17 protein-coding genes are annotated in these 18,001 nt (G+C 64.7%); 8 read left to right on the top strand and 9 right to left on the bottom strand.

The window, feature by feature from the left end:
- The first annotated feature begins 192 nt into the window (after nt 1–192).
- The 3 genes from pxpB to P6U30_RS18960 all read left to right on the top strand — a co-directional run bounded on the left by pxpB (nt 193) and on the right by P6U30_RS18960 (nt 2,833).
- Nucleotides 193–924 (top strand): 5-oxoprolinase subunit PxpB, encoded by a 732-nt coding sequence (gene pxpB / locus P6U30_RS18970; protein WP_407164432.1) that lies wholly within the window; start codon nt 193–195, stop codon nt 922–924.
- Nucleotides 921–1,952: a biotin-dependent carboxyltransferase family protein gene (locus P6U30_RS18965; RefSeq protein ID WP_407164430.1), complete on the top strand. Its 1,032-nt coding sequence runs from the start codon at nt 921–923 to the stop codon at nt 1,950–1,952. Before pxpB ends, P6U30_RS18965 begins: the two co-directional genes overlap by 4 nt.
- Before the next feature lie 107 nt (nt 1,953–2,059).
- The gene (locus P6U30_RS18960; protein ID WP_407164428.1) at nt 2,060–2,833 is read left to right on the top strand and encodes a LamB/YcsF family protein; all 774 of its coding nucleotides are present in this window, start codon (nt 2,060–2,062) and stop codon (nt 2,831–2,833) included.
- A gap of 76 nt (nt 2,834–2,909) precedes the next feature.
- On the opposite strand, the gene P6U30_RS18955 is transcribed toward P6U30_RS18960, so the two are convergent.
- The 3 genes from P6U30_RS18955 to P6U30_RS18945 form a co-directional block, all read right to left on the bottom strand.
- Entirely contained in the window at nt 2,910–3,062 is a 153-nt protein-coding gene (locus P6U30_RS18955; RefSeq protein ID WP_407164427.1) for a hypothetical protein, read from the bottom strand.
- A 233-nt stretch (nt 3,063–3,295) separates the two neighbouring features.
- Nucleotides 3,296–4,453, bottom strand: coding sequence for a CmpA/NrtA family ABC transporter substrate-binding protein (locus P6U30_RS18950; protein ID WP_407164425.1), 1,158 nt, complete (start codon nt 4,451–4,453; stop codon nt 3,296–3,298).
- Nucleotides 4,450–5,040 carry an ANTAR domain-containing response regulator gene (locus tag P6U30_RS18945; RefSeq protein ID WP_407146133.1) on the bottom strand — a complete coding sequence of 197 codons (591 nt, stop codon included), beginning with the start codon at nt 5,038–5,040 and terminating at the stop codon, nt 4,450–4,452. Before P6U30_RS18945 ends, P6U30_RS18950 begins: the two co-directional genes overlap by 4 nt.
- A gap of 207 nt (nt 5,041–5,247) precedes the next feature.
- Between P6U30_RS18945 and rimO the strand changes: the two genes are divergently transcribed.
- Together rimO and P6U30_RS18935 are read left to right on the top strand one after the other, a co-directional pair.
- The gene (rimO, locus tag P6U30_RS18940) at nt 5,248–6,573 is read left to right on the top strand and encodes a 30S ribosomal protein S12 methylthiotransferase RimO (RefSeq protein WP_407164423.1); all 1,326 of its coding nucleotides are present in this window, start codon (nt 5,248–5,250) and stop codon (nt 6,571–6,573) included.
- Nucleotides 6,574–6,813: 240 nt separating this feature from the next.
- A complete protein-coding gene (locus tag P6U30_RS18935) occupies nt 6,814–8,010 on the top strand; it encodes an acetylornithine transaminase (RefSeq protein WP_407164421.1) in 1,197 nt (398 codons plus the stop codon).
- 95 nt (nt 8,011–8,105) lie between these two features.
- Here the strand turns inward: P6U30_RS18935 and P6U30_RS18930 are convergent, their stop codons facing one another.
- The 3 genes from P6U30_RS18930 to pcsA all read right to left on the bottom strand — a co-directional run bounded on the left by P6U30_RS18930 (nt 8,106) and on the right by pcsA (nt 10,601).
- Nucleotides 8,106–9,080 carry a quinone oxidoreductase family protein gene (locus P6U30_RS18930; RefSeq protein WP_407164419.1) on the bottom strand — a complete coding sequence of 325 codons (975 nt, stop codon included), beginning with the start codon at nt 9,078–9,080 and terminating at the stop codon, nt 8,106–8,108.
- 70 nt (nt 9,081–9,150) lie between these two features.
- Complete coding sequence (locus P6U30_RS18925; RefSeq protein ID WP_407164417.1) at nt 9,151–9,876, bottom strand: TerC family protein; 726 nt, start codon at nt 9,874–9,876, stop codon at nt 9,151–9,153.
- Complete coding sequence (gene pcsA, locus P6U30_RS18920) at nt 9,873–10,601, bottom strand: phosphatidylcholine synthase (RefSeq protein WP_407164415.1); 729 nt, start codon at nt 10,599–10,601, stop codon at nt 9,873–9,875. Before pcsA ends, P6U30_RS18925 begins: the two co-directional genes overlap by 4 nt.
- Nucleotides 10,602–10,735: 134 nt before the next feature.
- On the opposite strand from pcsA, the gene P6U30_RS18915 reads away from it, so the two are divergent.
- Entirely contained in the window at nt 10,736–11,920 is a 1,185-nt protein-coding gene (locus P6U30_RS18915; RefSeq protein ID WP_407164413.1) for a UbiH/UbiF family hydroxylase, read from the top strand.
- Nucleotides 11,921–11,929: 9 nt separating this feature from the next.
- On the opposite strand, the gene P6U30_RS18910 is transcribed toward P6U30_RS18915, so the two are convergent.
- The gene (locus P6U30_RS18910; RefSeq protein WP_407164412.1) at nt 11,930–12,883 is read right to left on the bottom strand and encodes an AEC family transporter; all 954 of its coding nucleotides are present in this window, start codon (nt 12,881–12,883) and stop codon (nt 11,930–11,932) included.
- 122 nt (nt 12,884–13,005) lie between these two features.
- Between P6U30_RS18910 and hspQ the strand changes: the two genes are divergently transcribed.
- Nucleotides 13,006–13,338 (top strand): heat shock protein HspQ, encoded by a 333-nt coding sequence (gene hspQ, locus P6U30_RS18905; protein ID WP_280971526.1) that lies wholly within the window; start codon nt 13,006–13,008, stop codon nt 13,336–13,338.
- 56 nt (nt 13,339–13,394) lie between these two features.
- Here hspQ and P6U30_RS18900 read toward each other — a convergent pair whose 3' ends face one another.
- Complete coding sequence (locus P6U30_RS18900) at nt 13,395–14,666, bottom strand: MFS transporter (RefSeq protein WP_407164410.1); 1,272 nt, start codon at nt 14,664–14,666, stop codon at nt 13,395–13,397.
- Between the two features lie 404 nt (nt 14,667–15,070).
- Nucleotides 15,071–15,874, bottom strand: a complete 804-nt coding sequence (locus P6U30_RS18895; RefSeq protein WP_407164408.1) for an invasion associated locus B family protein — start codon at nt 15,872–15,874, stop codon at nt 15,071–15,073.
- A 374-nt stretch (nt 15,875–16,248) separates the two neighbouring features.
- Here P6U30_RS18895 and P6U30_RS18890 point away from each other — a divergent pair, with 374 nt between their 5' ends.
- Nucleotides 16,249–17,982, top strand: coding sequence for an extracellular solute-binding protein (locus tag P6U30_RS18890; RefSeq protein ID WP_407164406.1), 1,734 nt, complete (start codon nt 16,249–16,251; stop codon nt 17,980–17,982).
- The last annotated feature ends 19 nt before the right edge of the window (nt 17,983–18,001 follow it).

The raw sequence follows: 18,001 nt of genomic DNA, 5'->3' as shown, positions 1-18,001 counted from the left end.
GAGGAAACAAACGGCTGCATCTTGCGGGGCGAAGCCCCTGCGTCAAGGGCTGTGGCGAAATCCTCCGATCATCCAAATTTATCGTCGGCATGCCGATTAATTTATTGAAGTTGCTACATCATTTTGCACACGGCGAATTCCGTTCCGCGCTAAAACACGCTAGCTTGATGCGCGACGAGTTTGCTTGACCCAATGGCCGAACCCCTAAGCCCTCCCCGTCTTTTGCCGAGTGGCGACAGTGCCATCACGGTGGAATTCAGCCGCACCATCGACGATGCCGCTAATCGACGCGTGCTGGCACTCGACCGCATCATCGCCGCGGAGCCGATCGCAGGCATCACCGAGACCGTGCCGACCTATCGCTCGCTGCTGGTGCACTACGATCCCGTGCAGATCGGCTTCGACGCGCTCGGCGAGCAACTGCTCGCGCGGGCAGCCCGGGCGCTGCCGACCGCGACCGGTGCGCGGCGCTGGCGCATCCCCGTTGCCTATGGCGGCGAGAACGGCATCGACCTTGAGGACGTGGCGAAGGCGCTCGATACTACGCCGGACGAGATCGTCGCGCGTCACACAGCGGGTGACTATCGGGTCGCGATGATCGGTTTTACGCCCGGGTGGTCCTACCTGAGCGGCCTGGAAGAGTTCCTGCACATGCCGCGTCGGAAGGATCCGCGGCTGCTGACCCCCGCCGGCACCATCTCGATCGGCGGCATCCAGACCGGCATCCAGTGCCTTGCCGGTCCGAGCGGCTGGCATCTGCTCGGCCGTACTGCCGTCAGGACCTACCAGCTCCATCGCGATCCGATCTTCCTGCTGGAGCCGGGCGACGCCATCACCTTCACGGCGGTGGACGCCAAGACCTTCGCCGAGCAGGACCGCGCCGCCGAGGCCGGCAAATTCATCGCCGAACTGGTGAGGCCATGAGCAAGCTTGTCGTCACCTCGATCGGTCCCGCAAGCTCGGTTCAGGACAGCGGCCGTCCGGGATCGCAGCGCTACGGCCTGACGCCGAGCGGCGCCATGGACCGGTTGGCGCTGGCGGTTGCCAATACGCTGGTCGGCAACGAGCTGTTCGCCGCCGCAGTCGAGATCGGCCCGTTTGGCGCGACCTTTACGGCACGCGGCGCCGTGCGGGTGGGACTTGCGGGGGCCTCGCGCAATGCCGATATCGGCGGCCGCGCGGTCACGGTCAACAGTTCCGCGACGCTCGCGGACGGCGAGACCCTGACACTTGGCTTTGCCCGCGGCGGATCGTTCAGCTACCTCGCGATTGAACGTGGCATCGAAGGCGAGCCGATGTTCGGCAGCCTCGCGGTCAACGCCCGTGCCGGGCTCGGGAGTCCCTACCCGCGGCCATTGCAGGATGGCGACGAGCTGACGACGCAAGCTGCGAGCGGCGCGGCCGAGCGCCGGATCGAGCTGCCGGCCACCACTGACGCGCCGATCCGCATCGTGTTCGGACCGCAGGATGACGAGTTCTCCGAGGAGAGCAAAAAGCTGTTTCTCGACAGCGAATGGAAAATATCGGCCACCAGCGACCGCATGGGCTATCGGCTCGAAGGTCCGGTCATCAAGCATCTCGACGGCCACAACATCGTGTCGGACGGCACGGTGAACGGCAGCGTCCAGATTCCGGGCAACGGCCAGCCGATCGTGCTGATGCCGGACCGCGGCACCAGCGGCGGCTATCCGAAGATCGCAACCGTGATATCAGCCGACTTCGGCCGCTTCGCGCAGATCTCAGCCGGCCGCCCGTTCCGCTTCAAGGCCGTGACGATGGCGGAGGCGCAGGCGGAGGCAAGCAAGTTCCAGGAGCTGCTGCGCTCGCTGCCGGAACGGCTGCGCGGCATCGAGGATTTCGGGCTTAACCTCGAAGCGCTGAGAGATGCCAACGTCGCAGGCCAGGCCGTCAGCGCCATCGACGCTACGACCTGGCAGGTCGCCGTGCCATAGAGCATGATCCGGAAACGTGCGAGCAGGTTTCCTTTGCGGCAAGTGCAAAATGTTTGCTGGAGATCATGCAAACAACAGAGCGCACTCACAACAACGGAGCGATCGTCATGACCTCAACCATCGACCTCAATTGCGATCTCGGCGAAAGCTTCGGTCCTTGGGAAATGGGTAATGACGCGGCGATGATCGAGCTTGCGACCTCGGTCAACGTCGCCTGCGGCTTCCACGCCGGCGATGCCGACATCATGCGGCAGACGGTTGAGCTTGCGAAGGCGCGCGGCGTCAGCGTCGGCGCCCATCCCGGCTATCGCGACCTGCACGGCTTCGGCCGCCGCCCGGTGCCCGGGCTGAAATCGTCCGAGATCGAGAACCTCGTCGCCTATCAGATCGGCGCGTTGCAGGCGATCGCGACTGCCGCCGGCCACAAGGTCACGCACGTGAAGGCGCACGGCGCGCTCTCCAACGTCGCCTGCGAAGACGACATGACCGCGAAGGCAATCGCCAACGCGATCAAGGCGGTCGATCCCAGCCTCGTCTTCGTGGTGCTGGCGAATTCGAAGCTGGTCCGTGCCGGAGAGGCCGCCAACCTGCGGATGGCGCATGAAGTGTTCGCCGACCGCGCTTACGAAGACGACGGCAACCTGGTTTCGCGCAAGAAGCCCGGCGCGGTGCTGCACGATCCCAAGGCGATCGCAGACCGCGTGGTGCGGATGGTGCAGGACGGCGCGGTGGTGTCCGTCACCGGCAAGGTCATCAAGATGCAAACCGATACCGTCTGCATCCATGGCGACACACGTGGGGCCGTCGACATCGCGCGCGGCGTCCGTGAGGCGTTGAAGAATGCCGGCATCGCCGTCGCGCCGTTCAAGACCGCGCACTGAGTTGCCAGCAAGCAGAAGGGGCCGGCGCTACCGCCGACCCCTTTTGGATTTCATTGAGAATCTTGGGCCCGAAGCTTCAGAACGGGTGAACGGAAAGCGTGCCGAACACAATTGCCGCGATCACCGCAAAGGCGCCGTAGAGTGCCGCGGTGTGAATCTTGGTCCCGGTCTTCCGTGAAAAGGTTCGCGCGTAAAGATGCAGGCGGGCTTCCGCCGATAGCTCGCGCATGGTCGATCTCCAACGCCCCATTTGCAAGCTTATGGAATATCGTTCGGGCGCGGATTCAAGCGGCTCGCGAAAATAGTGATGCCGCCGCCTTCACAAAGTCGGTACCGAGCAAAAAATGCTTCGCCAGGGTCTCACGCGAGAACCTTATTCGCTCGAATTCGAACCATCGGGAACCGCCCTCATGCGCATCTTGCTGGAACCACCCCTCGTTCGTCAGTCAGGTCAACGGCCATTCAAGGTTTCCAGCGCCCGATCTTGAAGGCGGCCAGGTGCCCCGGAACGTCATTGGAATCGAACGGTGGACCGGCAAAGGCGCCGATCGGGTTGGCAGGCCCCGCCGAGCGCCCCGATGCGGCATCGTAAAGATCCGGCCTGAACACGGCCATCGCGGCCTTGAGCGCATCCGGCTTGAAGGGCGCCTGCCCCCAGCGGACCATCTGCGCATAGAGCCAGGCGGCCTGTGCCGGATCAGGCCGCGCCGCGGCCTCGCGGCCGACCAGCAGGTAGCGGCGGCTTTCGCGCATCGCACCGTCGGGCGCAATCTTCAACCTGCCGTCAAGCGTGCGCTGGACGACGCTGGCGTCGACGCCGATCCGCTCCGGCTGCGCGAGGATGTGCGCCACCTCGGACCGGTTCTGCGGATCCTCAATGAATTCGGCGGCACGCAGATGCGCGCGCACCAGCGCCGCCACCACATCGGGATGCTTCTCCGACCAGTTCTGGCGCACCGCCAGCACCTTCTCCACCGCGCTGAGCAGGATGTCGGCGACGAAATGCAGGATGTGGCCGATGCCGAGATCGACCGCGATCGAATTCCAGGGCGCGCCGACGCAGAACGCATCGACGTGCCCGTTGGCGAGGCTGTCCACCATGTAGGGCGGCGGCAACACCACGAGCTGAACATCCTCGTCGGGATCGACGCCGCCGGCGGCCATCCAGAAGCGCAATTGATAATTGTGCGTCGAGAACGGGAAGGTCATGCCGAAGATCAGCGGTTCGGCGCCGCGCGCCCGCCGCTTCGCCACCACGCGGGCGAGCGCGCGCGACGTGGCCATCGGATCGAAGCGATCGCCGTCGATCTCGTCCATCAAGTCGGCGTAAAGCGCCGGTGATACCGTAATCGCATTGCCATTGAGCCCGAGATTGAACGGCGCAACGATCGGAACCTTGACGTGACCGAGCCCGAGGCTCGAGGCGATCGCGACCGGCGCCAGCAGGTGGGCGGCGTCAAACAGTCCGATATTCAGCTTGTCGCGGACGTTCGACCACGACACTTCCCGCACCAGGGTGACGTCGAGGCCTTCGGCCGCCGTGAACCCCTTGTCGGCGGCGACGATCAGGGCTGCGGCATCGACCAGCGGAATGAACCCGATGCGCAATGGTATGGTCATTTCAGCAGCTCCGACGCTGTCAGGATCGATTGCGCAATCTCCCCGATCTTCTTTTTCTCGCGCATGGCGGTCGAGCGCATCAGCACGTAGGCCTCCTCCTCGGTCAGCCCCTTCATCTTCATCAGGATGCCCTTGGCGCGGTCGATCACCTTGCGCTCCTCCAGCGCGTGCTTGGTGCGATCGAGCTCGTCCTGCAGTTTGGCAAAGGCATTGAAGCGGGAGACGCAGAGATCGAGGATCGGCTTGATGCGCTCCTTCTTCAGGCCGTCCACGATGTAGGCGGAAACCCCCGCATCCACCGATGCCTGGATCGAGGCGGCATCGCTCTGGTCGACGAACATCGCGATCGGCCGCCGGACCGCGCGGCTGACCTGGAACATCTGTTCCAGCACGTCGCGGCTCGGGTTCTCGAGGTCGATGACGATGATTTCGGGGTCGAGCGCGTAGATCCGCGCCAGTAGGCTCTGCATCTCGCTGATATGGACGACGTCCGAATAGCCCGCCTCCCGCAGCCCCTCCTCCAGGATGGCTGCACGGATCGGGCTTTCGTCGACTATGACGATCTTGGGAGACGTCTCAACGTTCATCGACCACCGGGCACGATGCGATCCGACTGGACCGTGTCATGCCCTCATCCTCCTGTCTCGCCCCATTTCTTCGCGCGAACCGGCTCGAAAACGGCTCGCGCAAATCCCGGCAAGGCGCATCCATAACACGCCGATTGCGCCCGGAAAGGGTTGTAATTCTCGGCAATTGGGACTAGCTCCTGCCCATCAATCAGGCAGATCCAATCTATGCAGCAGGCCGCCGCGCCCAAAGTGAGCTTTGTTTCCTTGGGATGCCCCAAGGCATTGGTCGATTCCGAGCGCATCATCACGAGATTGCGCGCGGAAGGCTATGAGCTCGCGCGCAAGCATGACGGCGCCGATATTGTGATCGTCAATACTTGCGGCTTCCTCGACAGCGCCAAGCAAGAATCGCTGTCGGCGATCGGCGAGGCCATGGCCGAGAACGGCAAGGTGATCGTCACCGGCTGCATGGGCGCCGAGCCCGAGCAGATCGAGACCGCCTATCCCGGCGTGCTCTCGATCACAGGCCCGCAGCAATATGAGAGTGTGCTGGAGGCCGTGCACCGGGCGCTGCCGCCGGCCCACAATCCGCATCTCGACTTGGTGCCACCGCAGGGCGTGAAGCTGACGCCGCGGCACTACGCTTACTTGAAGATTTCCGAAGGCTGCAACAACCGCTGCAGCTTTTGCATCATCCCGAAGCTGCGCGGTGACCTGGTCTCGCGGCCGGCCAATGACGTGCTGCGCGAGGCCGAGCGGCTGGTGAAGGCCGGCGTCAAGGAGCTGCTCGTCATCTCGCAGGACACTTCGGCCTATGGCGTCGATCTGAAATATGCCGAGAGCCCGTGGCAGGACCGCAGCGTTCGCGCCAAATTCTTCGACCTCGCCAAGGAGCTCGGCGAGCTCGGCGCCTGGGTGCGGCTGCAATACGTCTACCCCTACCCGCATGTCGACGAGGTCATCGGTCTGATGACCGAAGGCAAGGTGCTGCCCTATCTCGACATCCCGTTTCAGCATGCGAGCCCGAACGTGCTGCGCGCGATGAAGCGGCCGGCGGCGCAGGAGAAGACGCTGGCGCGGATTCAGAAGTGGCGCGAGCAGTGCCCTGAGCTGACGCTGCGTTCGACCTTCATCGTCGGCTTCCCCGGCGAGACCGATTCCGATTTCGCCTATCTGCTCGACTGGCTCGAGGAAGCCCAGATCGACCGTCTCGGCTGCTTCAAATACGAACCGGTCGCCGGCGCCGCGTCGAATGCCATAGCCAACGCCGTGCCCGACGAGGTCAAGCAGGAGCGCTGGAATGCGCTGATGGCGCGCCAGCAGAAGATTTCGGCGAGACGCCTGAAGCGCAAGGTCGGCACCCGCCAGCAGGTGATTGTCGACGAGGTCGGTCCGACCGTGGCAAAGGGCCGATCGAAGGCCGATGCGCCGGAGATCGACGGCGCCGTCTATCTGTCGAGCCGCCGCCCGCTCAAGGTCGGCGAAATCGTCACCGCAAAGATCGAACGCTCCGACGAATACGATCTGCACGGCAGCGTCGCAGGATTCTGACACGCTTGACATGCAAGGCGCTTCGGCTGTATGGGCCTGCGCCATGAAGCTGAACCGGACCAACCGCCGCGCCATCTGCCGTCGTCGTACCAACGACGATGATGGGTCGCGCCGTGTCCGACGCCAGCGCTGATTAGCTAGACGATCAGCCAAGGTTTTCGAGAAGGCCGCGCCCCAAAGCGCGGCCTTCTCGCATTTCGGCCCGCCCCCAATCCCCCAGAACTGTCAGAGGAGATCGACATGACCAACGCCACCCATCCGTTCGACGCGCTGATGGACATCACCGCGCGCCCCGAGGTCGTGTTCGTGCGCGGTGCGGGCTCCTACCTCTGGGACGACAACCGCAACCGCTATCTCGATTTCGTGCAGGGCTGGGCCGTCAATCCGCTCGGCCATGCACCGACCGCGGTTGCCGAGGCGCTGGCCGCGCAGGCCAAGCGCCTGCTGACGCCGAGCCCTGCCTTCTACAACGGCCCCAGCCTTCAGCTCGCAAAGGCGCTGGTCGAGCAGAGCTGCTTCGATCAGGTGTTCTTTGCCAATTCAGGCGCCGAAGCCAATGAGGGCGCGATCAAGCTCGCCCGCAAATTCGGCGCCAAGTACAAGAACGGCGCCCACGAGATCATCACCTTCGAGGGCGGCTTTCACGGCCGGACGCTCGCGACCATGTCGGCCTCGGGCAAGAAGGCGTTCGAGCCGTTGTTCGAGCCCAAGGTGCCGGGCTTCCGGAAGGCAAAGCTGAACGACATCGAGTCGGTCCGCCGGCTGATCTCGCCCTCGACGGTCGCCGTGATGCTGGAGCCGATCCAAGGCGAAGCCGGCGTGTGGCCTGCGACCGATCAATTCATGCACGAGTTGCGGGCGCTGACCCAGCAGCGCGGCCTGCTCCTGATCGTCGACGAGATCCAGAGCGGCATGGGCCGGACCGGAAAGCTGTTCGCGTATCAGCATGCCGGGATCGAGCCCGACATCATGACGCTCGGCAAGGGCATCGGCGGCGGCGTGCCGCTCGCGGCGCTGCTCGCAACCGAGCATGCCTCCTGCTTTGATCACGGCGACCAGGGCGGCACGTTCAACGGCAATCCGCTGATGTGCGCTGCCGGCCTCGCCGTGCTGGAGCAAGTCGGCCAGCCCGACTTCCTCAAATCGGTGACCGATACCGGCCTGTTCCTCGAGAGCGAATTGCAGCGGCTGTCGTCGCGGCATGGACTCGGTGGCATCAGAGGCCGCGGCCTTTTGCTCGCGCTCGATCTCAAAATGCCGATCGGTGTCGCCGTCGTCGCACAGGCCTTCGCGGCCGGCGTGCTGATCAACTCGCCGCAGCCGGATACGCTGCGCTTCATGCCCGCACTCAACGTGACGCGCGAGGAGATCGCGGCGATGATCGATTGCTTGGATATGGTGCTGACTAAGGTCGGCGCGGCACGAAGAGTGGCGTAGCGATGATCGCAGTCATTCCGGGGCACGCGGAGCGTGAACCCGGAATCTCGAGGTTCCGGGTTCGATGCTGCGCATCGCCCCGGAACGATGTGGAACTACGGCCTCAAGATCGCCGCGCCCGTAGTGGCCCGGCTCTCCAGATCGATATGCGCCTTCCCCGCGTCCTTCAACGCATAGGCATGGTTGATCGGCACGTGCAGCTTGCCGTTGATCACGGCCGCAAACAGCGTGTCGGCGCCCTCCAGCAGCTCCTTGCGGGTGCCGACATAATCGTTGAGCTTCGGCCGCGTCGCGAACAGCGAGCCGTGATTGTTGAGCTCGGCGAGCGGGAACGGTGGCACCGGCCCCGAGGCATTGCCGAACGAGACGAACAGGCCGCGCGGGCGCAGGCACGACAGCGATCCCGGGAAGGTGGTCTTGCCGACACCGTCATAGACCACATCGCACAGCTCGCCGCGGCTGATCTGCTTGACGCGCTCGACGAAGTTCTCCTCGTTGTAGAGGATGACGTGGTCGCAGCCGTTGGCGAGCGCGAGATCGGCCTTCGCCTTCGAGCCGACGGTGCCGATGACGTGCGCGCCGAGCGCGTGCGCCCATTGGCAGGCCAGCAGCCCGATGCCGCCGGCTGCAGCGTGAATCAGCACGCGATGGCCGGGCTCGACCTTGAAGGTCTTGTGCAGGAGATACCAGACCGTCAGGCCCTTCAGCATCAGCACGGCACCCTGCTCATAGGTGATGTGGTCGGGCAGCTTCACGAGCTTCTCGGCCGGGATGACGCGCTCGGAGGCGTAGCCGCCGAGGTTGTAGTAATAGGCGACGCGATCGCCGGGATGGAAGTTGGTCACCCCCGGACCGACGGCCACGACCTCGCCGGACGCCTCATTGCCGGCGATGAAAGGCAGGCCTGGCGCCTTGTACAGGCCGGTGCGGAAATAGACGTCGATGAAGTTCACGCCGACCGCGTGCTGCCGGATCCGCACCTCGCCGACCCCGGGAGACGGCACCTCGACATCCTCATAGGTCAGGACTTCCGGGCCCCCCAATTTGTGCACCCGCACAGCCTTGGTCATGTCGATCGCTCCCTTTCATCTCAAGTGAAGCGAGCGAATGCCATCAGAGCCGTCTTGTCAACCGAGCCGCCTACCCCGCCGCCCTCTTGCGATTGCGTCGCGCCAGCACGTTGAACATCTCGACCGCGGCCGAGAACGCGATGGCGAAATAGATGTAGCCACGCGGGATGTGGAATTTGAATCCGTCGGCCACCAGCGCCACGCCGATCAGCACCAGGAAAGCCAGCGCCAGCATCTTGGTGGTCGGATGCTCCGCGACAAATCGCGCCACCGGCCCCGACGAGACGTACATGATGATACAGGCGATCACGACCGCAGCGATCATGATCTCGAGGTCCTGCGCCATGCCGATCGCGGTGATGATCGAATCCAGCGAGAATACCAGATCGACGATGATGATCTGCACGATCACCCAGAAGAATGCGCTGGCCGTCGCCTTGGCCTCGTCGGCCGTGTCTCGCGCCTCGACCTCGCCGTGAATTTCATGTGTCGCCTTGGCGATCAGGAACAGGCCGCCGCCGATCAGGATGAGGTCGCGCCACGACAGCGCGATACTCTTGATGGTGATCACCCGCTGCGTCAGCCCGATCAGCCACACCAGGATGCTGAGCAGGACGATGCGAAACACCAGCGCCAGCAACAGGCCGATCTGCCGCGCGCGGTTGGCCTGCGGCTGCGGAATCCGGGAAACGAGCACCGAGAGGAAGATCACGTTGTCGATGCCGAGCACGATCTCCAGGGCGGTCAATGTCAACAGCGCCGCCCAGGCCTCCGGGTTTGCGATCAATTCCATCATGCTCTGAGTGCTCTCACACGGCGGATCAGGGTATCGCTGCCGACGATGTAGGCCGCGATGACGCAGAGTGCGACTGTGACTGATGTCCCGACCATGAAGCCTTTCGCCACGGTGTACAGGGCGAGCAGCGCCCAGGCTGCGAGCAGCCAAAGGGTCAGCCAGCGCAGTCGCACCACGCGCAGCGGGTGCAGCACATGAAACGGCGCGAAGGTCAGCGCGATCAGGGTCGCAACCGCAAGCGTCGATAGCACCGGCGGCAGATGCAGCAGGAACAGATAGAACGCTGCGGCATTCCACAGCGCCGGGAAGCCGCGGAAATGGTTGTCCTCGGCCTTCATGCGGCGATCGGCGAAATAGAGCGCGCTCGAGACCACGATGCCGATGCCGAGAATCGGCGCGGCCAGCGGCAGCAGCATGCCGCTTGCGGTGATCGCATAGGCCGGCACGAACACGTAGGTGACGAAATCGACCACGAGGTCGAGCACCTCGCCGGACCAGTTCGGCTGCAACCGCACCACGTCGAGCTTGCGCGCCAGAGGACCGTCGATGCCATCGATGATCAGCGCCACGCCGAGCCAGCCGAACATGCTGGCCCAGTGCTCGCGCACCGCCTCCAGCATCGCCAGCAGCGCGACGCCCGCACCCAGCGCCGTGAAAATATGAACGGAAAATGCGGCGGTCCGCATCCGTTCCGGCAAGGACTCCGGCTGGCTGATCTGGTCCATCTGGCCGCAGTGCTATCAGGAATCGGCCCGCTTTGCATGTGTACTGTTGCGGCGTTCCGCCGCGTAAACCGCCGGACAACTTTGGTGGTTACCGATGGCTTGAAAATCGGGCCAACCATGTCATTTGTCCTGATATGACCGAGGACCTTCAGGTTTATGACGTTATTGTAATCGGCGGCGGTCCCGCCGGCCTGACGGCCGCGGTCGCCCTGGCCGTTGCCGGCGCGAGGACTGCGCTGTTGGCGCGCCGGGCGCCTTATGCCGATAATCGCACCACCGCGCTGCTGGGAGCCTCGACCGATCTCTTGGAACGGCTGGATGTCTGGCGGCGCTGTGGTGACAAAGCGGCGGCGCTCAAGACGATGCGTCTGGTCGACGATACCGGCCGCCTGATCCGTGCGCCCGAGGTGCGCTTCTCTTCCGAGGAGATTGGGCGCGAGCAATTCGGCTTCAACATCGACAACCGGTCGCTGGTCGCAGCGCTCGAGGAGCGCGCCGGCGAACTGCCGGCGCTGACGCGGTTCGATGACGAAGCCGCCGCGATTCTTCCTGACGTTACGGCAGTCACGGTGCAGACGCGGCAGGGCCGGTCCTTGTCGGCCCACCTCGTGGTCGGCGCCGACGGGCGCAACTCGCTGTCCCGCGAGGCCGCCGGAATTGAGGTCGTCAGGCGCGACCTCGGGCAATCCGCCCTCACCTTCAACATCACGCATGCGCGGCCGCACCGGAACATCTCGACCGAATTTCACACCGAGCACGGCCCCTGCGTGTTCGTGCCGCTCTCCGGCAACCGGAGCAGCGTGGTCTGGGTCTGCGCGCTCAAGGAGGCCGAGCGGCTGAAGGCGCTCGGCGATGACGACCTGTCCGCGGCGGCGGAGCGGCAATCCCATTCCATCCTCGGCCGCGTCCAGGTCGAGCCTGGACGCCATGTGTTTCCGCTCGCCATCGAGCGGCCCCGGCAATTCGCCAAGGACCGCGTTGCGCTGGTCGGCGAGTCCGCCCATGTGCTGCCGCCGATCGGCGCGCAGGGTCTCAATATGGGACTGCGCGACGCCGCCGATATCGCCGAGATCGCCGGCCAGGCCGTCTCGCGCGGCGAAGACCCGGGCGCGCCGCGGGTGCTGTCGCGCTACCAGTTGGCGCGGCGCCCCGACGTCGCCAGCCGGACCTGGGCAATCGATCTCGCCAACCGCTCGCTGCTCAGCGATTTCCTGCCGATGCAGACCGCGCGGGCCGCCGGCTTGCATCTGATCGGCGCGATCGGCCCGCTGCGCCGACTCGCGATGCGCGAGGGGCTGGCGCCGTCATGGCGGCGGTGAGCGCGGCGATCAAGGGAAGGCCAGCCGTCCGGTCTGGATGAACCACATCACGCCGGTCAGCGTGATCACCGAGGCGAAGGTCCCGATCAGCACGGCAACTGAGGCCGGCTCGATCCAGGTGTCGTTCTGCCGGGCGATCACGAACACGTTCAACGCCGGAGGCAGCGAGGCCATCAGCACGGCGGTGGCGGCCCAGGGCTGCGCGAACGGACCGAACAGCAGCATCAGGCCAAACGCCACGAGCGGGTGGATCAACAGTTTGATCGCGATCACGCCGGGGACCTCCCACGGCACCCGTTTGAACGGCCGCAGCGCGACCGTCACGCCGAGCACGAACAGCGCCGTCGGCGCGGCGGCGTTCTGCAGAAACTGGATGGTCCGGTCGAGCGCAACCGGGAGCGGAACATGAAGCGCGCCGACCAAGGCGCCGAGCACCGCCGACATGATCAGCGGGTTCTGCAGGATCTGGCGCATCACCACGCCGAGCGCATGCAGCAGCGAAGGATGATCGCGATCGGTGAGCTCGATCAGCAGCGGCACGATCGAGAACAGGAAGATGCTGTCGCAGCAGAAGATCAGCGCGGTCGGCGCCGCCGCCTTGGCGCCGAGCACGGCCAGCGCCAGTCCCGGGCCCATATAGCCTATATTGCCGTAGGCGCCCGACAGGCCGGCGAGCGTTGCTTCGCGCAGCGAGAGCCCGCCGATCGCCTTACCGGCGACCATCGCCAGGAAGAAGGCAATCACGGTTCCAAGCGTGGTCGCGATCAGAAACGGCGGGTTGTTCAGCTCCGAAAACAGGGTCCTCGACATGATCCCGAACAGCAAGGCCGGCAGGGAGACGTAGAGTAGGAAGAAATTCATCCAGGCGAGCCCACTCTCAGGCAGCCCCTTGGCTTTGCCGCACGCATAGCCGATGAAGATCAGGCCGAAATACGGCAGCGCCAGATTGAGGATATCGATCATTCTGAAAGTGGATTCTCGGCGGTATTCCGGGTCGGTCAGCCCCGGACGAGAATCGGTCAACCAAGGGCTAAATCACTCCCTTGCCCCTAGCATCAGCCACAATGATGGTCTATCGACGAGCCATGATCAAAGCGCGCACCGCCAAGTTTCAGATCGGGCAGATCGTCCGTCACCGGGTGTTCTCCTTCCGGGGCGTGATCTTCGACATCGACCCGGAGTTCAACAACACCGAGGAATGGTGGCTGTCGATCCCCGAGGACGTCCGTCCCCACAAGGACCAGCCGTTCTACCACCTGCTCGCCGAGAATTCGGAGACCGAGTACGTGGCCTATGTTTCCGAACAGAACCTCTTGCCCGACGACTCCGGCGAACCGATCCGGCATTCGCAGGTGGCCGAGATCTTCATCAAGGACAAGTCGGGCGGCTATCGTCCGCGCAATCCGTCGCTGAACTGACGACCTCCCCTTTCGTGCAGAACTCATCACGCCATCGGTGTCATGATGGCGGCGGCTCAGATCCCTTCGCGCGCCGCCAGCGCCGCGGCGATCGCCCAGACGACAAAGCCAGATAGCGCCAATCCAGCACCGACGAGACCGGTGGATGTCCAGCCGTAACCTGCGGCGACGGCCATTCCGCCGAGCCAGGGCCCCAATGCGTTGGCAATGTTGAAGGCGGAATGGTTGAGCGCGGCCGCGAGGCTCTGGGCCTCGCCCGCCACGTCCATCAGCCGGGTCTGCAAGACAGTGGCGAGCGCGCCGCCGAGCCCGATCAGCAGCACGTCGACAATCAGCGTCCAGAAATTCGCCGCCGCCAACGGATATAGCGCCAGCGTCGCCGCCGACCACAGCAACAGCCCGCCGGCGGTCGCCATCAGTGCGCGGTCGGCGAAGCGCGGCACGATGATGTTGCCCGCCGTCAGCCCGACCCCGAACACGCATAGCGCGACCGGCACCAGCGCCGGCGACACATGCGTCACCGCCAGCATGGTCGAGGCGAGATAAGTGTAGACCGAGAACAGCCCGCCGAAGCCGATGGCGCCGATCGCCAGCGTGAGCCAGACATGCTTGCGTCCGAGCGCGGAGAGTTCGCGCAACGGACTCGCTCCCGTATTGACGGCGTCGCGCGGGGCGAAGATCAAGACCAGGACGGCGGTGAGCAACCCGAGACCGGCGACGATCGCGAAGGCCCAGCGCCAGCCGATCGCCTGCCCCACCCCATTGGCCAGCGGGACGCCGATTGTCGTCGCGATGGTGAGGCCGAGGAGCACGCGGCCCACCGCGCCGGTCCGCTTGTCCATCGGCACGAGCGAGGCAGCAACCAGCATAGCAATGCCGAAATAGGCGCCGTGGGGCAATCCCGCGAGGAAGCGCAGCACCAGCATGGTATGATAGTCAGGTGCGAGACCCGAGAGGCCGTTCATCAGTGCGAAGAAGGCCATCAGCGCGATCAGCGTGGTCCGCCGCGCGACCCGCGCCGACAGCACTGCGATCACAGGCGCACCGACAACGACGCCAAGCGCGTAGGCGCTGATCGCGTGGCCGGCTTCCGGCGCCGTGATGTGCAGGTCGCGCGCGAAGAACGGCAGCAGGCTCATGGTCGCGAATTCGGTGATGCCGATCGCGAAGCCACCCATCGCCAGTGCAAAATGCACGACGCCCGGATGGAACGCGGTGTTGTCCTGCCTGACGCCGGCATTGCCCTCGAGCGACGTGCGGCGATCTGGCGGTTGCCCCAACGGACGATTGAGCGGTTCTAGCCGCTGCTGGCTTGCTCGTTGAGACATCAACTGGATTCCATAACTACATTGCGGACGGTCTTGCGATCCGAGCGTTCCAGCCGCACCGAGCCGTCACTTTTCCGCAAACGAGAGCCAGAGGTCACAGAACACGCGCGTGCCTGCGGATCGAAGGCGCGTGCTCCGCTTTCGTCTGGCCTCCCAGGTTTGTTCTGTGATTTTGCGTCGATGCCGGGGTCGTCCCGGGCCGGGCAACGCACGATTCTCAGGCGACCGGAACGTGCCCGTTGCAAAACATCGCACACGCTGTCCAGCGCGACCAGCGCGGCAAACCGCTATCAGCCAGACGCGATCGCATGACGCCGCATCTTGAATGAAGCGAACGGCGGCCTATGCCAACGAAAAAAGGCGCCCGTTCCGGCGCCTTTTGTCGTGCGATGGTTTTGGCGGGCTTACTTGGACGGCGGGGTAGCCGCCGCCGGCGCTCCGGGCTGAGCGGCAGCACCCGCGCCCTCGAGCTTCTTGCGCTGCTCTTCGGCGCGCTTCTGCAGCTCTTCCTGCAGCTTCTTCTGGTTTTCCTCGAACTGCTTCGGATCGGTCGGCGGGCCGTCATAGGCCTTGGCGAACTCGCCGTTCAGCGGCAGCGGCAGCGTCAGCGGCGCGCCGTTGGAGTTGATCGCCTGAACCACCAGGTTCTGGCCCTTCTTTAGGTTGTTGATCATCTCCGGCGTCGCTTCATAGTCCGACATACAGCCGTTCTGGAAGCAGATCACGTAAGGCGCCTGCTGCGGCGGATTGTTGTCGATGATGATGCGGGTGCCGTGAACGAGTTGCATGCCGAGCGGCAATGTCACGCGCAGGATCTTCTTCGGCTCGCCTTCCGGCTCGATGACCACGGCCGCGATGACGGGCTGACCGGACTCGATCCGGCCGTCCTTGCCGGTGAAGCAGACCTGCTTGGCGTTGGCCTCCTGGCCCTTCAGGCAGAACTTGGTCCAGGGGGCGTAGATGAGCTGAATCTGCTGATCCTGCGGCGGCTGCGCGGCCGGCGGAGCGGCTTGCTGCGGGGCCGCTGGTGCCGGCGCGCCCTTCGGGGCCGCCTTCGGTGCCGCCTTGGGCGCAGCCTTCGGTGCCGGCGCCGGCTGCTGGGCCTGAGCGGCAGGAACCAGGAGCGTTGCAGACAATGCCGTTGCCGCCATCAGGGCGACAATTCGCCCCTGCGGCCGAACCGAGGCGGCCAAGATACGGAAATTCATTGCGGAAAACCCTTTCTGAACGGCAGCGCCCGAAACCGCTGCAGGCGCCGACAGTTAGCCGTTTGGGCGGCTGTCTCCTAGTCAATTGAGGCGGATACGTGACAGGTGTTGCTGCCCGGCTCGATTGCACGCCTTCAATACAGCGGCGCGCGGAAAGATCAATGCCGACAAACGGATTTGCGCCGCGGTCACGGCGAGTCGCAGCAGCCTGTGATAAAGCTCTCGCCGTGACGTTTTGCGAATCAAATCCGACACTTCACCCGCCTGTTCCAGGGCGGTTCGGGCGCCGCGCGCTCGCCAGCCTGCTCCTTGTGTTGACCATCCTGGCAACGGGAGCGGCTCCTGCGGGGGGCGCCGAAAGCTATGCGATCGCCATGCATGGCGCTCCGGCGCTGCCGCCCGACTTTTCCCATCTGCCCTATGCCAATCCAGACGCCCCCAAGGGCGGCCGGCTGGTGCAGGGCCTGATCGGCACCTTCGACAGCCTCAACCCGCTGATCGTCAGGGGCGTTCCGGTGCAACAGATCAGGGGCTATGCGTATGAGCGTGGCTATGTCTACGAAAGCCTGATGGCGCGAGGCAATGACGAGCCCTTCACGCTGTACGGTCTGCTCGCCCGCAGCGTCGAGACCGACGATGACCGGAGCTACGTCACCTTCCATATCGATCCGCGTGCGCGCTTTTCGGATGGCCGGCCGGTGCAGGCCGATGACGTGCTGTTCTCGCTGGCGCTGCTGCGTGATCACGGCCGACCACTGCATCACCAGTACTATTCGAAAGTCGCAAAAGCCGAGGCGCTCGACCCGCTCACGGTGCGGTTCGATTTCGGGGGCATCGCCGATCGCGAATTGCCGCTGATCCTCGGTCTGATGCCGATCCTGCCGCGGCATGCCATCGACGTCGCGAAGTTCGAGGACACCACATTGGCCGCGCCGATCGGCTCCGGTCCGTACCGGGTCACGGCCGTCAGCCCCGGAGCCAGCGTAACCTTCACTCGCAATCCCGACTACTGGGGGCGCGACTTGCCGATCAACCGCGGCCTTTGGAACTTCGACGAGATCAGGCTCGACTTCTACCGTGAGGCCAACGGCCTGTTCGAGGCCTTCAAACGCGGTCTCTACGACTTCAGGGTCGAGAACGAGCCGTTGCGCTGGCACGAGGGATACGACTTCCCCGCTGTTCGCAATGGCGAGGTGATCCGCGACACCAACAAGATCGGCATTCCGCACCCCTCCGAGTTCTTCGTGTTCAACAGCCGGCGGCCGACGTTCGCCGATGTCAGGGTGCGCCGGGCGCTGGCGATGTTGTTCGACTTCGAGTGGATCAACCGCAACTACTATTTCGGACTGTATTCGCGCTCCGGCGGCTACTTTGCCGGATCGGAATTGTCCGCTTACGGCCGGCCTGCCGACGATCGCGAGCGTGCTTTGCTGAAGCCATACCTCGCGCGCATCCCCTCGGATATTCTCGAGGGCCGGTACCATCTCCCGGTCACCGACGGGTCCGGACGCGACCGCACGGTGCTGCGCAACGCGCTCGCGCTGCTGTCCGATGCCGGTTACGCGATCGACGGCACGGTGTTGAAGCAGCGCGCGACCGGAACGCCGCTCAGCTTCGAGATCCTGGTGACGACACGCGAGCATGAGCGCATTGCGCTCGCCTATCAGCGCGACCTGAAGCGCGCGGGCATCAACGCCACGGTGCGGGTGGTCGACGCAGTGCAGTTCGAGCAGCGCAGGCTCGCCTACGACTTCGACATGATCCCGAATCGCTGGGACCAGTCGCTGTCACCCGGCAATGAGCAGGCGTTCTACTGGGGCAGCCAGGCAGCCGACGTCCCGGGAACGCGGAACTACATGGGCGCCAAAGATCCGGCCATCGACGCCATGATCGCGGCGCTGCTGGCTGCGCGGGAACGGCCAGCCTTCATCTCCGCGGTGCGGGCATTGGACCGGGTGCTGATGTCAGGCTTCTACGCTATCCCCCTCTTTGACGTCGGAGAACAATGGATCGCGCGCTGGAATCGGATAAAACGGCCTTCGACCACGGCCTTGTCGGGCTACTTGCCGGAGACCTGGTGGCAGAAGGCCGGTTCGCAATCCAATTGACGATCTGGAGTGATCCGAG

It is taken from the genome of Bradyrhizobium sp. ORS 111 (genome assembly GCF_045571485.1).
GTDB lineage: Bacteria > Pseudomonadota > Alphaproteobacteria > Rhizobiales > Xanthobacteraceae > Bradyrhizobium.
The sequence above is the reverse complement of the archived record's forward strand: the minus strand, read 5'-3'. Positions and strand labels throughout refer to the sequence as shown.